The sequence below is a fragment of the uncultured Arthrobacter sp. genome, assembly GCF_947493765.1.
GTDB lineage: Bacteria > Actinomycetota > Actinomycetes > Actinomycetales > Micrococcaceae > Arthrobacter_D.
In genome coordinates, this window is sequence record NZ_CANLSZ010000003.1 from 426,684 (window position 1) to 440,703 (window position 14,020).

Annotated in this window: 12 protein-coding genes and 1 rRNA gene; 3 read left to right on the forward strand and 10 right to left on the reverse strand. The window is 70.6% G+C overall.

Annotation, left to right across the window (positions count from 1 at the left end):
- The first annotated feature begins 19 nt into the window (after positions 1–19).
- Genes Q0747_RS07080 through Q0747_RS07090 form a run of 3 tightly spaced genes read left to right on the forward strand, consistent with a single transcriptional unit; the run spans position 20 to position 3,668 of the window.
- Positions 20–1,540 (forward strand): MmgE/PrpD family protein, encoded by a 1,521-nt coding sequence (locus Q0747_RS07080; RefSeq protein WP_298253007.1) that lies wholly within the window; start codon positions 20–22, stop codon positions 1,538–1,540.
- Positions 1,541–1,551: 11 nt separating this feature from the next.
- On the forward strand, positions 1,552–2,526 hold the full coding sequence (gene prpB, locus Q0747_RS07085) for a methylisocitrate lyase (RefSeq protein ID WP_298253009.1): 975 nt from the start codon (positions 1,552–1,554) through the stop codon (positions 2,524–2,526).
- Positions 2,523–3,668, forward strand: coding sequence for a bifunctional 2-methylcitrate synthase/citrate synthase (locus Q0747_RS07090; protein ID WP_298253011.1), 1,146 nt, complete (start codon positions 2,523–2,525; stop codon positions 3,666–3,668). The genes prpB and Q0747_RS07090 overlap by 4 nt, the downstream gene beginning before the upstream one ends.
- A gap of 15 nt (positions 3,669–3,683) precedes the next feature.
- Here the strand turns inward: Q0747_RS07090 and xerD are convergent, their stop codons facing one another.
- The 10 genes from xerD to rrf form a co-directional block, all read right to left on the reverse strand.
- Entirely contained in the window at positions 3,684–4,637 is a 954-nt protein-coding gene (gene xerD / locus Q0747_RS07095; RefSeq protein ID WP_298253013.1) for a site-specific tyrosine recombinase XerD, read from the reverse strand.
- Between the two features lie 5 nt (positions 4,638–4,642).
- The gene (locus Q0747_RS07100) at positions 4,643–5,320 is read right to left on the reverse strand and encodes an NUDIX hydrolase (RefSeq protein ID WP_298253015.1); all 678 of its coding nucleotides are present in this window, start codon (positions 5,318–5,320) and stop codon (positions 4,643–4,645) included.
- A 4-nt stretch (positions 5,321–5,324) separates the two neighbouring features.
- Positions 5,325–7,025 carry a CTP synthase gene (locus Q0747_RS07105; RefSeq protein ID WP_298253017.1) on the reverse strand — a complete coding sequence of 567 codons (1,701 nt, stop codon included), beginning with the start codon at positions 7,023–7,025 and terminating at the stop codon, positions 5,325–5,327.
- A complete protein-coding gene (gene recN / locus Q0747_RS07110) occupies positions 7,022–8,749 on the reverse strand; it encodes a DNA repair protein RecN (protein WP_298253019.1) in 1,728 nt (575 codons plus the stop codon). The genes Q0747_RS07105 and recN overlap by 4 nt, the downstream gene beginning before the upstream one ends.
- Positions 8,746–9,672, reverse strand: a complete 927-nt coding sequence (locus Q0747_RS07115) for an NAD kinase (RefSeq protein ID WP_298253021.1) — start codon at positions 9,670–9,672, stop codon at positions 8,746–8,748. Before Q0747_RS07115 ends, recN begins: the two co-directional genes overlap by 4 nt.
- Positions 9,665–10,516: a TlyA family RNA methyltransferase gene (locus tag Q0747_RS07120; RefSeq protein WP_298253023.1), complete on the reverse strand. Its 852-nt coding sequence runs from the start codon at positions 10,514–10,516 to the stop codon at positions 9,665–9,667. The genes Q0747_RS07115 and Q0747_RS07120 overlap by 8 nt, the downstream gene beginning before the upstream one ends.
- Positions 10,503–10,718 (reverse strand): hypothetical protein, encoded by a 216-nt coding sequence (locus Q0747_RS07125; protein WP_298253025.1) that lies wholly within the window; start codon positions 10,716–10,718, stop codon positions 10,503–10,505. The genes Q0747_RS07120 and Q0747_RS07125 overlap by 14 nt, the downstream gene beginning before the upstream one ends.
- 43 nt (positions 10,719–10,761) lie before the next feature.
- On the reverse strand, positions 10,762–11,745 hold the full coding sequence (locus Q0747_RS07130) for an HAD-IIA family hydrolase (protein WP_298253027.1): 984 nt from the start codon (positions 11,743–11,745) through the stop codon (positions 10,762–10,764).
- Positions 11,738–12,778 carry a hypothetical protein gene (locus tag Q0747_RS07135; RefSeq protein ID WP_298253029.1) on the reverse strand — a complete coding sequence of 347 codons (1,041 nt, stop codon included), beginning with the start codon at positions 12,776–12,778 and terminating at the stop codon, positions 11,738–11,740. Before Q0747_RS07135 ends, Q0747_RS07130 begins: the two co-directional genes overlap by 8 nt.
- Before the next feature lie 831 nt (positions 12,779–13,609).
- A 5S ribosomal RNA gene (gene rrf, locus Q0747_RS07140) occupies positions 13,610–13,726 on the reverse strand.
- Positions 13,727–14,020 lie beyond the last annotated feature (294 nt).

Genomic DNA, 14,020 nt, shown 5'->3' on the forward strand with positions numbered 1-14,020 from the left:
CACCACCGAGAGGAACACCATGGTCGAGCTCCATCCCGTCCGAGTCCACCGCAGCGAGGAGAACCTGCCCCGCGAGGGTCAGCTCGCCTGGAAGATCGCGCAGGTCGCCGCGGACCCCGTCGAGGTGACCGACGAGGTCACCGACATGGTGATCAACCGGATCATCGACAACGTGTCAGTGGCCATCGCCTCCCTCAATCGCGCTCCCGTCGTCGCGGCACGGGCACAGGCCACGAGCCACCCGGTCTCGGCCCACGGCGCGGGTGCCGCGGTGTTCGGGATCGAGGAGCGCGTCTCCGCCGAGTGGGCCGCCTGGGCCAACGGCGTCGCCGTCCGTGAGCTCGATTACCACGACACCTTCCTGGCCGCCGAGTACTCGCATCCCGGCGACAACATCCCTCCCATCCTCGCGGCCGCGCAGCACACCGGTGCCTCCGGCGCCGATCTGCTCCGCGCGATCGCCACGGGCTACGAGATCCAGGTGGATCTCGTGAAGGCCATCAGCCTGCACAAGCACAAGATCGACCACGTGGCCCACCTCGGCCCGTCGGCGGCCGCAGGGATCGGCACCCTCCTGGGACTCGCACCGGAGGTCATCTTCCACGCGGTGGGGCAGGCCCTGCACACGACGACGGCCACCCGCCAGTCCCGCAAGGGCGAGATCTCCACCTGGAAGGCCCACGCGCCGGCGTTCGCCGGGAAGATGGCCGTCGAGGCCGTGGACCGCACCATGCGGGGCCAGACCTCGCCGACCCCCATCTACGAGGGCGAGGACGGCGTGATCGCCTGGCTCCTCGACGGCCCGGACGCCTCCTACGAGGTGCCCCTGCCCGCCCCGGGCGAGGCCAAGCGTGCCATCCTCGACACGTACACCAAGGAGCACTCGGCCGAGTACCAGGCGCAGGCCTGGATCGATCTCGCCCGCCGCCTGAACGAGGCCCACCCCGAGGTGACGGACCCCGACAACGTGGCCTCGATCGTGATCCACACCTCCCACCACACCCACGTGGTCATCGGGTCGGGGGCCAACGATCCGCAGAAGTACGATCCCACGGCGTCCCGCGAGACCCTCGACCACTCCATCCCTTACATCTTCACCGTCGCCCTCCAGGACGGCCGCTGGCACCACGAGGAGTCCTACGCCCCCGACCGCGCCGCACGGCCCGACACCGTGGCCCTCTGGCGCAAGGTCACCACCGTCGAGGATCCGGAGTGGACGCGCCGGTACCACTCCCTCGACATCGCGGAGAAGGCCTTCGGCGGCAGGGTGGAGATCACACTGACCGACGGCTCCGTGATCACCGACGAGATCGCCGTCGCGGACGCCCACCCGCTCGGCGCCCGGCCCTTCGCCCGCGCCGACTACATCGCCAAGCTCCGGCTGCTGGCCGCGGGCGTGGTCGACGACGCCGAACTGGAACGCTTCCTGGCCGCCGTCCAGAAGCTGCCGGAGCTTCCCGCCGGTTCGCTCGATCAGCTCAACGTGGTCGCCGGACCCGGCGTCATCGATGCGGCCGCCGCGCCGCAGGGACTGCTGTAGGAGGCCCGGACATGCTGTACTCGACCACCACGCCCGAACAGAAGCGCCGCACCCTTCGCGAGTCTCTCGCCTCGGGCCGCATCCAGCAGTTCCCCGGAGCGTTCAACCCGCTCTCGGCGCGCCTCATCGGCGACAAGGGCTTCGCCGGGGTGTACATCTCGGGAGCCGTGCTCGCCGCCGATCTCGGTCTGCCCGACATCGGCCTGACCACGCTCACCGAGGTGGCCCAGCGTGCCGGCCAGATGGCACGCATGACCGACCTGCCCTGCATCGTCGACGCCGACACCGGCTTCGGTGAGCCCATGAACGTGGCCCGCAGCGTCCAGGAACTCGAGAACGCCGGACTCGCCGGCTGCCACATCGAGGACCAGTTCAACCCCAAGCGCTGCGGTCACCTCGACGGCAAGAACGTGGTGGATCTCGACACCGCGGTCAAGCGCATCCGCGCAGCGGCGGACGCGCGGCGCGACCCGAACTTCCTCATCATGGCCCGCACCGACATCCGGGGTACGGACACCCTCGAGGCCGCCCAGGAGCGGGCACGGGCGCTGGTGGAGGCCGGGGCGGACGCGATCTTCCCCGAGGCGATGCGCAGCCTGGACGAGTTCCGGGCCATCAGGGACGCCGTCGACGTGCCGATCCTCGCGAACATGACGGAGTTCGGCAAGAGCGAGCTGTTCACCGTCGACGAGCTGGAGTCGGTCGGCGTGAACCTGGTCATCTACCCGGTCACGCTGCTGCGCAGTGCCATGGGCGCCGCCGAGCGTACGCTGGACACGATCACGGCCCACGGCACGCAGGAACCGGCCGTGGACCAGATGCAGACGCGCAGCCGCCTCTACGAGCTGGTGGACTACGAGGGATACAACAGATTCGATTCCTCGGTCTTCAACTTCGAGGTGCCCCAGGGGTACCGCTCGGACGCATCCGGACCCGGACCCACAGCCGACAGCGCAGGACAGAGCACCAAGGAGGACCGATCATGACGGAACCAGAGATCCACAAGGGACTGGCGGGGGTCGTGGTGGACTACACCGCGGTCTCGAAGGTCAACCCCGACACCAATTCGCTGCTGTACCGCGGCTACCCGGTGCAGGAACTGGCCGGGCACCGCGACGTCGAGGACGTCGCCTACCTGCTCTGGCACGGCGAGCTTCCGGATGCCGGGCAGCGGAAGGACTTCGACGCCTTCGAGCGCGCGCACCGGACCCTGCCCGACGAGGTGGTCGCGGCCATCGACCTCCTGCCCCTGACCGCGCACCCCATGGACGTGGCCCGCACCGCGGTGTCCGTGCTGGGCGCGAGCCATCCGCTCGCGAACGACAACTCGGTGGAGGCGAACCTGGAGAAGGCCGCCACGCTCTTCGCCGCGTTCCCCGCCGTCGTGGCCTACGACCAGCGCCGACGCCGGGAGCAGCCGCTCGTGGAGCCCCGCGACGACCTGGGCTACTCCGCCAACTTCCTGTGGATGACCTTCGGCGAGGAGGCCCCGCCCGAGGTGGTGCACGCGTTCGACGTGTCGATGGTCCTGTACGCGGAGCATTCCTTCAACGCCTCCACGTTCACGGCGAGGGTCATCACCTCCACCCTGTCGGACCTGCACTCAGCGGTCACGGGTGCGATCGGCGCGCTCAAGGGCGCACTGCACGGCGGGGCGAACGAGGCCGTGATGCACACGTTCGAGGAGATCGGCATCCGCAAGGACGAGTCCCTCGAGGACGCGGCCGCCCGCGCGAAGGCGTGGATGGAGGAGGCCCTCGCCGCCAAGAAGAAGGTCATGGGCTTCGGACACCGCGTCTACAAGAACGGCGACTCCCGCGTACCGACCATGAAGGCGGCCCTCGACGCCATGATCGAGTACTTCGGCCGGGACGAGATCCTCGGCCTCTACTCGGGGCTCGAGACCGCGATGGGCGAGGTGAAGAACATCAAGCCCAATCTCGACTATCCGGCCGGTCCCACGTACCACCTCATGGGGTTCGACACCGAGATGTTCACGCCGCTGTTCATCGCGGCCCGCATCACGGGGTGGACCGCGCACATCATGGAGCAGGCCGCCGCGAACTCCCTGATCCGCCCGCTGAGCCTCTACAACGGCCCCGACGAGCGCCACGTCGACGAGGGCTGAGGCCCGCGCCCGCGCTCAGGCGTGGGCCCGCGGATGCGCTGCGGCATAGACCTCGCGCAGCGTGTCCGCGGTGACCAGCGTGTAGACCTGCGTGGTGGTCACGGACGCGTGGCCGAGCAGTTCCTGCACCACCCGCACGTCCGCCCCGCCCTCGAGCAGATGCGTCGCGAAGGAGTGCCGCAGCGTGTGCGGTGAGACCTCGCGCACCACACCGGCCCGCTCGCTGGCCGTCCTGAGGATGCTCCACGCGCTCTGCCGGCTCAGCCGACCGCCGCGCATGTTGAGGAACAGGGCCGCCCCGCCGGTCCCCTTGGCCGCCAGGGCAGGACGCCCCCGGACCAGATAGGCGTCGACGGCGCGCGCAGCGTAGGAGCCCACCGGCACGAGCCGCTGCTTCGATCCCTTGCCGGTCAGCCGGACCACCGACGGGCCCTCCTCGGAGGCGTCCACCGAGACGTCGTCGACGTCCAGGCCCACCGCCTCGCTGATCCTCGCGCCCGTGGAGTACAGGAACTCGAGCAGCGCCCGGTCCCGCTGGCCGGACGGCGTGGACGTGTCCACGGTCTCGAGGATCCGCACCACCTCGGAGACGGGGATCGCCTTCGGGAGCCGGCGCCCTGTTGCCGGCGGGTGCACCTCCCGTGCCGGATCACCCTCCGTGATCCCTTCGAGCGTCCAGAAACGGTGCACCCCGCGCACGGCGACGACGGTGCGCGCGGCGGACCGCGGACTCAGGGGCGAGAGCCCGTCCTCGCCGGAGACGATCGCCTGCGCGAAGGCAGAGACGTCGTGGCGGGTGATGCCGGTGGCCTCGTGGATGCCGCGCGCGGCCAGGAACCCGGTGTAGCGGCGGAGGTCCCGCCGGTAGGCCGCCAGGGTGTTGGGGGCCAGGCCCCGTTCCACGGACATGTGCTGCAGGTAGTCCTCGACCAGGGTCTGCAGCGTGCCGGTCGCCCCCGTACCGGACACGGTGCTCAGTCCTCGAGGACGGCGCCGCGGGGCCAGGTCGCGTGCCGGCTGGGATGCTCGGGCCACGGCGTCGTGGCAGGGCGCAGATCGGCGAACCCGCTGTCGCGGCCCACCCTCGCGGCGAGGATCGCGGCGGCGGCGGAGGGGCTGTGGATCCGGCCCTCGAGGACGGCGGCCACGGCCGTGTCCAGCTCCACCCACGCGAGGGACATCTCGGCCTCCTCATGGGTGCGGGTGTGCCGGTCGGGCTCGGGGACGTCGCCGATCCCGCGGGCCAGATAGACGCGCAGTGCCTCCGAGGACGAGCCGGGCGAGAGGAACAGGTCGATCAGGACGTGCCACTGCGACGCGGTGAGATCGGCCTCCTCGGCGAGTTCCCGGGCCGCGGCGTCCACGAAGTCCTCGCCCTCCTCGTCGAGCAGGCCCGCGGGAATCTCCCAGAGCGCCATGCGCACCGGGTGACGGTACTGGCGCAGCAGGAGCACACGATCCCGGTCGTCGAGCACGAGGACGGCCACGGCCCCGGGGTGCCGGATGAAGTCACGCGTGAGGGGTTCGCCGTCGTCGGTGAGGGTGAAGGTCTCGCTGACCACGTCCCACACCCGCCCCTCGTAGACCGTGCTGGTCCCGAGGAGCTTCCGCGGGCTCTGCTCGTCCCCGAGGGCGACGCCGTCCGCAGCCACGCCGTCAGACCTTCGCGCCGCGGCGCTCGAGCGCAGCCTTCACGAGACCGGCGAACAGCGGGTGCGGGCGGGTGGGGCGCGATCCGAGCTCGGGGTGTGCCTGGGTGGAGACGTAGTAGGGGTGGACATCCTTGGGCAGCTCGGCGAACTCCACGAGCGCCCCGTCCGTCGTCGTGCCGGAGAAGACCAGGCCCACGCCGGCGATCTGCTCGCGGTACTCGTTGTTGACCTCGTAGCGGTGGCGGTGACGCTCGAAGACCGTGGTCTTCCCGTAGGTCGCTGCCACCACGGAGCCCTCCTGCAGCTTCGCCTCCCAGCGGCCCAGGCGCATGGTGCCGCCCATGTCGCCCTCGCCGGCGACGATCTCGAGCTGCTCGGCCATGGTCGCGACCACGGGGTGGGCGGTGTCCGGGTCGAACTCGCTCGAGGACGCCCCCTCCAGACCGACGACATTGCGCGCGTACTCGATGACCATGCACTGCAGTCCCAGGCACAGGCCCAGGGTGGGGATCCGGTTCTCGCGGGCGTAGGTCAGGGCGCCGAGCTTGCCCTCGAGACCTCGGATACCGAACCCGCCCGGCACGCACACGGCGTCCACGCCGGCGAGGGCCTCCCGCGCGCCCTCGGGTGAGCTGCAGTCGTCGGAGGGGACCCACTTGATGGTGACCTTGGCCTTATTGGCGAAGCCTCCCGCGCGCAGCGCCTCGATGACGGAGAGATAGGCGTCGGGCAGGTCGATGTACTTGCCCACCAGGGCCACCTCCACCTGGTGCCGGGGGTTGTGGACCACGTCGAGCAGCTTGTTCCACTTCGTCCAGTTGACGTCCTTGAACTTCAGGTCGAGCGCCTGGACGATGTACGCGTCGAGGCCCTGGGCGTGGAGGGTCTTCGGGATGTCGTAGATGCTCGCGGCGTCGGCGGCGTTCACGACGGCGTCGATGTCGACGTCGCACATGCGGCCGATCTTCTCGCGCATCGCGGCCGGGACCTCACGGTCCGAGCGGATCACGATGGCGTCGGGCTGGATACCGATGGAGCGCAGCATGGCCACGGAGTGCTGCGTGGGCTTGGTCTTGAGTTCCTGCGACGGCCCGATGTACGGCACGAGGGACACGTGGAGGAAGAACACGTTGTTCCGGCCGACGTCCTGCCGGACCTGGCGTGCGGATTCGAGGAACGGCTGCGACTCGATGTCACCGACCGTGCCGCCGATCTCGGTGATGATGACGTCGGGCGCCTTCTTCCCGGGCGCGCTCTCGGCGGGAAGACGCATGCGGCGCTTGATCTCGTCGGTGATGTGCGGGATGACCTGCACGGTGTCGCCCAGGTACTCGCCCCGGCGCTCCTTCGCGATCACCGTGGAGTACACCTGGCCGGTGGTGACGTTCGCGGACCCGTCGAGATTCTCGTCGAGGAAGCGTTCGTAGTGGCCGATGTCCAGATCCGTCTCGGCGCCGTCGTCCGTCACGAAGACCTCGCCGTGCTGGAACGGATTCATCGTCCCCGGATCGACGTTCAGATAGGGATCCAGCTTCTGCATCGTGACGGAGAGACCGCGGGCCTTCAGCAGGTGACCCAGGCTCGAGGCCGTCAGTCCCTTGCCGAGGGAGGAGGCCACGCCGCCCGTCACGAAGATGTGCTTGGTCGTTGCGGATTTCAGGAACCGGGAATTAGTTTGCTGCGCCACGGAGTTCGAGCCTATCACCGAGCAGGAGGCCGGGCAGCATCGGCCAGGAGCTCCTCGGCGTGTGCGCGGGCCGACGCCGAGTCCTCCTGCCCGGCGAGCATCCGGGCGAGTTCGCGCACGCGTTCGCCGTCGGGCAGCACCTCGACGTCGCTCGCGGTCACTCCCCCACCCTCGCCGTCGCGGGCCACGTTCTTGGTGACGCGGATGTGGCGGGCCGCGAAGGCCGCGACCTGGGGCAGGTGGGTCACCACGATGACCTGCACGTGCTCGGCCAGCATGGCGAGCCGGCGTCCGATCTCCACGGCCGCCTTGCCGCCCACGCCGGCGTCCACCTCGTCGAACACGAAGGTGGGCACGGGGTCGACGGCGGCCAGGACCACCTCGATGGCGAGCATGACCCGCGAGAGCTCACCACCCGAGGCCCCCTTGCCCAGGGCGCGCGGCGCCGAGCCGGGGTGCGGCTGCAGCGTGAAGGCGATCTCGTCGGCGCCGTGCACGGTCAGCTGCTCCGCCGGCGTGACGGAGATGTGCAGCTGCGCGTCGGGCATCGCCAGTGCCGTGAGCTCGGCGCTGACCATCCCGGCCAGGGTCCCCGCCGCAGCGGTGCGCAGACCGGTCAGCTCGTCGGCGAGCTCGTGGACCCGCGCGTCGAGGCCTGCGATGACGTCGTCGAGCTCCTCCACACGGCTGGAGTCGCCGCTGAGCTCCTGCAGCCGCCGGGCCGCGTCCTCCTGCCAGGCGAGGACCTCGTCGATCGTGGGGGCGTACTTCCGCACGAGGACGGACAGGGCGGCGCGTCGCGTCTCGACCTCCTCGAGCCGACCCGCGGCCTCGCCGTCGAGCGCGGTGCCGTAGCCGGCGAGATCGGCGGAGATGTCCGCCAGCAGATAGCCCACCTCGGCGAGCCGCCCGGCGAGCCTGCCGAGATCGGCGTCGTGCTCGGCCACTGCCTCGAGCTGGCGTTTGGCCTCGTCGACGAGCGAGACGGCGTCCACGCCGGCCCCGATGTCCTCGGAGACGAGTGCCTGGTGCGCGACGACGGCGGCCGTCCGCAGCTCCTCCACGTTGCCCAGGCGCATCGACTCCGCCTTCAGGGCCTCGTCCTCACCGGGCTGCGGCTCGAGCTCGCCGATCTCGGTCAGCGCGGCCTCGAGTCCCTCGGCCTCCCGGACGCGTTCCCGCGCCTCGCTGGTGAGCCGCTCGCGCTCGGCCAGGGCATCACGCCACTGCCGGAAGGCCTCGCCGTAGGCCGCCAGGGCCTGCTCCACCGGCGTACCGCCGAACTTGTCGAGTGCCTGGCGCTGCGCCGGGGCGCTCTTGAGCCGCAGCTGGTCCGACTGCCCGTGGACCACCACGAGCTCGTCCCCCAGCTCGGCCAGGACCCCGACGGGAGCGGACCGGCCTCCCACGTAGGCGCGGCTGCGCCCCTCGCTCGTGACCGTGCGCGCGAGGATCAGCTCCGACACGCCGTCGTCCTCGTCCAGGGCGGCTCCGGCCTCGGCCGCCCGCCGGGCCGCGGGGCTCGCGGGGTCGAGCCGCAGGACGGCCTCGGCGGACGCGGACCCGGCACCGAGCCGTACGGCGCCGGCGTCCGAGCGGGCGCCGCGCAGCAGTCCGAGGGCGGTGATGACCATGGTCTTGCCCGCACCGGTCTCGCCGGTCACCACGGTCAGTCCCGGGCCGAGGCTGAGGGTGGCATCGGTGATGACGCCCAGGTCCCGGATGCGCATCTCCTCGATCACGGCGCCACCGTCCCCTGAGGCTTCACAGGACCACGCCAGCCCTGGATGGGCAGCTCGAACTTGCGGACCAGGCGTTCCGAGAAGGGTGTCTGCCGGGTGCGGGCGAGGCGCACGGGGTGCTCGGAGCGCCGCACCTCGATGCGTGCCCCGGGCGGCAGGTCGATGCTGCGGCGTCCGTCGCACCAGAGGACGCCCGCGGCGTGGGTGCGGCTGAGCAGCTCCACGGCGAGGACCGAGGAGGGCGCGACGACGAGCGGTTTGGCGAAGAGGGCGTGGGCGCTGATGGGCACCATGAGGAGTGCCTCCACCCCGGGCCAGACCACCGGACCGCCCGCCGAGAAGGCGTACGCCGTCGATCCGGTGGGGGTGGCGAGGACCACGCCGTCGCATCCGAAGGAGCTCACGGGCCGGCCGTCCACCTCCATGACCACCTCGATCATGCGCTCCCGGTTCGCCTTCTCGATGGCGGCCTCGTTCAGGGCCCAGCTCCGTTCCAGGATGGTGCCGCCGAGGAGCACCAGCACCTCGATGGTGGTCCGCTCCTCGACCGTGTAGCTGCGGTCGGCGACCCACCGGACCGTCTCCTCGAGGTCCGCCCGCTCGCTCTCCGCGAGGAAACCCACGTGCCCCAGGTTGACCCCGAGGAGGGGGATGTCCGCCTCGCGCACGAGTTCGGCCGCACGTAGGATGGTCCCGTCACCGCCGAGCACCATCACCAGTTCGATGTCCCCGAGGTCCACGCCGTCACCCAGCACCTCTGCCGATGCGGCGGAGGATCCGTATTCCTGCTGGATGTCCGCCAGCTCCTCGGGCCGCATGACGGGCTGGAGACCGAGATCGATCAGGCGAGTGCAGGCCTGCTGCGACGCGATGATCGCGTTGCGTCGGCCGGTGTGCGCGAGCACGAGGATTCGTCTACTCATCAAGCTCCATCTGGTCGGTCGGGGTGGATCCCGGCGGGAACAGGTCGCCGAGAGCCAGCGCCTGCTCCGTCAGCCGGTCCAGGTCCCCCTCGATCCTAGGCACCAATCCGCCGGAGGGCACCTTCATCCACACGAAGTACTCGAGGTTGCCGTCCTGCCCGGGCAGCTCGCTCTGCGCCACGCCCGCGATGTCCAGGCCGTGTCCGAGCGCACTGCGCAGCACTCCGGCCACGGCCCGCCTGCGCGCTGCGTCCGAGGTGACGACGCCGAGGCGGTTGATCCCGCCCCGGCCCACCTCGAACTGGGGTTTGACCATGAGGAGCAGCTCCCCGTCTGCGTGCGTCGCGGCGGCGAGGGCCCCCATGACGAGGCGGAGGGAGATGAAGGACAGGTCGGCGACGGTCAGCTGGACCTTCCCGCCGATGTGCGTCGCGTCGAGGTCGCGGACGTTGAGACCCTCGAAGACCCGCACGCGTGGATCGTCCCGCAGCTGCTGGACGAGCTGGCCGTGCCCCACGTCGACGGCCACCACCTCGCGCGCACCGCGCCTGAGCAGGACGTCCGTGAAACCCCCGGTGGAGGCTCCGGCATCGAGGCAGCGCCGGCCCGCCGCCGTCACGGCGGGGAACGCCTGCAGTGCGCCGGCGAGCTTGGTACCGGCCCGGCTGACGTACTCCTCGCCGCGCGCCTCGACCGCCAGGACATCGTCGGCCCGGACGGCCAGCGCCGGTTTGCCCACCACGACGCCGTCGCGGAGGACCCTGTCGGCCGCGATCAGCTGCGCGGCATGCGACCGCGACCGGGCGAGGCCGCGTGCCACGAGCTCCTGGTCAAGACGCGCCATGGGCACCGTCCGCCGATCTGTCCTGCTGCAGTTCCTCGGTGAGCCGGTCGTGGATCCGCTGATACACCCCGGCGTGGTCCTCCACGTCGGTGGCGTCGAGTTCCCCGAGGGCTACCAGGATCTCCTCGACGCGCGCGGTGTCCGCATCAGGACCGCCTCCGCCGCCGTCGTCACCGTCCCGATCCGTCTGATCGGTGGTCATGGTCCGTGGTCCCCGGACCGACGGGGCGGGGTCGCTCGGCGGCTCATGAGGTGAAGCTGATGGTCGGTGCGGTCTCCGGCGTGGTCCGTGGGTGGGCTGCCCACCATGCGGCGCAGGCAGCGCGCCAGCTGTCCACGGCATCCTCGTGGCCCTGCACGCTCACCTCCGAGCCGACCACCTCCGCCGTCGCCGATCCGCAGGTGTGGGCGCCGTCAACCGCAACGATGTCCGGGTAGGGCTCGAACAGGGCGCCGAGGCCGTCGATGAGGAAGGTGGGCCGCTCGTCCGCCGGTGCCGCCAGCGCGGTCCGCGCGGAGTCCACTCCCGTGAGCACCAGCACCGTGGCCATGCCCGCACGATTGCCCCCGAGGATGTCGGTGTCCAGCCGGTCGCCGACCACGAGTGCCTGTTCGAGACCCGAGTGGCGGGCCGCGGTCTCGAACAGCGCGGCTCCCGGTTTGCCGGCCACCAGCGGCGTTGCGCCGGTGGCGGAGCGGACAGCTGCCACGAGGGTGCCGTTCCCCGGGGCAATGCCGCGTTCCTGCGGGATGGACATGTCGGTGTTCGTCGCCACCCAGACCGCACCGGCGGCGATCGCGTAGGCCGCCTCGGCGAGATCCTTCCAGCCGACGGTGGGCGAGAAGCCCTGGATGACGGCATCCGGAGTGTCCTCCGCCGACGCGACGACGACGAAACCCTGGTCCCTGACGGCCTCGGCGAGGGTTGCACTACCCACCACGAGCACACTGGATCCCCGTGCCACCTCTCCGGCGAGGAGCTCCGCGCCGGCGACGGCCGAGCCGAACACCTGAGCGGCGGTGGCCGGGGCGCCGAGCGACCGCAGGTGCTCGGCCACCTGCTCCGCCGAGCGTGAGGCGTTGTTCGTGATGTAGGCGAGTCCCTTGCCGTTGTCGCCCAGCCTGTTCAGGGCCTCCGTGGCACCCGGGACGGCGTGGGGTCCGGCGTAGACCACCCCGTCCAGGTCCGACAGCACACCGTCGAAGGCGTCGATCAGCCGCTCAGTCATCGGTCCGGTCCCCGGCCTCGACGGCGGCCCGGGCCTCCGGGCTCTGCCCGCCCTGCGGGTCCTCGACCATCCTTGAATCGTCCGCGGTTTCTATGTCGTCCGCGGTCTCCGGGGCGTCCTGAACCTCTGGACCGTCGACAGCCTCAGGAGCTTCCTGGATTCCTGGATCGTCCGCTGTCTCCGGGGCGTGCGCCGTCTCCGGAGCTTCCTGACTCTCCGAGCCTCCCTCGGGCCTCGAGGGTCTCTGGGCCTTCGGGCCGAGGACGTCCGCGAGTTTCGGCGCCGGCATCAGCTCGGCGTCGTCGTCCTCCCCGAGATCGATGATGTCCGGCTCCAGTTCCTCGTCGAGACCCAGGGCCTTCTCCGCCACGCGGGCCTGGCGGAGCCACGGGCCGGATTCGGCCTGGCGTCCTACGGCGTCGAGTGCTGCCGCATAGGCGCGAAACAGGCGCGGGGTGAAGGAGAAGGCACGGTTCAGATCGAGCTGGGGGATCTCGAGCGCCGCCACTGCCGCCTCGAGCTGCCCCAGGTCGGTCCTCGCACCCGAGACCACCATGGCCAGCTCCGCCTTCCCGGCCGAGTCGAGCGCCCCGGCGTCCTCGCTGCGGGCAAGCTCGAGGGCCCGATCGGGACGCCCGAGCCCGCGTTCGCAGTCCGCCATCACCGGTAGATGCACGTTGGACCCGCTGATACGCCGGAACGTCCGGAACTCGCGAAGGGCTTCCCCGTAGTGCCCGGCTGCATAGGCGGTGAGGCCCACGGCTTCCCTGACCGCTGCCAGCCGGCCGCCGCGGCGACTCGCCGCCAGCGCGTGCTGGAAGGCCAGCTCGGGGTCGATGTCGAGGAGTCGGCCCGCCATGACCAGGTGCTTGGCCACCCAGAGGGCGCTGCGCTCCTCGAGATTGCGGATCTGCGCCCGCGTCACGCGGTCGAGCTCATCACCCTTGACGTCCTCGTCGATCTCCGGAGACCGCTCACGATCCGGGCGGTTCGCGCTGCGCAGATCGCGCGCGTTGTGGGCGGACGGAGCCACCGGAGCGTCGGTCCGGCGACCGCCCCGTCGCTCGTCGTCGCGCCGCGGACCACCCGTGCTGCCGCCCTGCCGGTCTCCCGGACGACGGTCCTGAGGATCCCGACGAGTCTGCCGGTCCTGTCGGTCCTGTCGGTCCTGGCGTCCCGGTGCGGACTGACGGTTCGGACGGCCCGGTGCGTCCTGACGGTTCGAACGCTCGCGCGCGTCCTGACGGTTCGAACGCTCCTGCCGATCGTGTCGTTCCCGTGGGTTCGAGGAGTCGCGCGTGCCGGGCCGCTCTGATCGGTCCGGGCGATCCGATCGGTCGGAAATCTCCGGCCGCTCGCGCGCGCTCGAGCGCTCCTCCGGAGCCGTTCGCTCAGACTGCTCCTGCAGCTTCCGACCGACCGCCGTGTCGTCGGGAGCCGCGGTCCGCCGGGAGGTGCCGGCGTCGCTCGTCGAACTCTCTCCGGAGGAGAATGCGGCACGCTGGTTCTCGCTGTCCGGCCGGTCCACACCATTCTCTCGGGATCTGGCTGTCTTGGACCCCCACGAGTGACGACGGACGGGCCTTGACTCCCCCTGGTCCGCTGCCTCCGGGGACCGGTCTGCCCCAGCCTGCTCGCCGGTACGGTCCTGCTCAGTCATGGCAGTGGGGTCCTCTCCTCGTGAGCCGGCGTTGTGCTGCCGACCGATCCCTATGATTCTGTGTGTTCCGCCCATCAATGGAACCACGGCGTTACCGCGGATCTGACATCGCGGACGTCGCGGCGTCGCTCGGGCGGGGGTGGGGTGTGTGTTAAATGCGCGGGGGCCCTCACCTGTCAGGTGGGGGCCCTCGCGGGGGTGGTTGTCCGGCGGTGTCCTACTCTCCCACACTCTCTCGGGTGCAGTACCATCGGCGCTGTGGGTCTTAGCTTCCGGGTTCGGAATGGGACCGGGCGTTTCCTCCACGCTATGACCGCCGTAACCTTGTGTACCGGTCGCGTCCCCTGCTGCTCTCCCGTGGCCCCGTGGTGGGGGTTGGGGTTGGGGTGGGGGTGCCGGTAAGTCTGGTGTACGTGTTGTGTATTCAGTTATATGTTCCCACCTGTGGGCTCCCACCCCTTGCTGGAGGGTGACCTGTCAGGTGGTGCCCTGACCGGTGGTGGCCTGTCAGGTGGTGGCCTGTCAGGTGGTGGTTCCTGTTGTTGGTTGGGAACCGCATAGTGGACGCGTAGCATGTGTGATTTTCACTCCCCCTTGGTTTCCACCGTGGGTGGG

What these genes read in the sequence shown, in the direction of transcription:
- Q0747_RS07120 (WP_298253023.1), bottom strand. Translation starts at nt 10,516, where the DNA reads ATGGCGCGTCTTGACCAGGAGCTCGTGGCACGCGGCCTCGCCCGGTCG.
- Q0747_RS07130 (WP_298253027.1), bottom strand. Translation starts at nt 11,745, where the DNA reads ATGACTGAGCGGCTGATCGACGCCTTCGACGGTGTGCTGTCGGACCTG.
- prpB (WP_298253009.1), top strand. Translation starts at nt 1,552, where the DNA reads ATGCTGTACTCGACCACCACGCCCGAACAGAAGCGCCGCACCCTTCGC.
- Q0747_RS07125 (WP_298253025.1), bottom strand. Translation starts at nt 10,718, where the DNA reads ATGACCACCGATCAGACGGATCGGGACGGTGACGACGGCGGCGGAGGC.
- Q0747_RS07090 (WP_298253011.1), top strand. Translation starts at nt 2,523, where the DNA reads ATGACGGAACCAGAGATCCACAAGGGACTGGCGGGGGTCGTGGTGGAC.
- Q0747_RS07115 (WP_298253021.1), bottom strand. Translation starts at nt 9,672, where the DNA reads ATGAGTAGACGAATCCTCGTGCTCGCGCACACCGGCCGACGCAACGCG.
- Q0747_RS07080 (WP_298253007.1), top strand. Translation starts at nt 20, where the DNA reads ATGGTCGAGCTCCATCCCGTCCGAGTCCACCGCAGCGAGGAGAACCTG.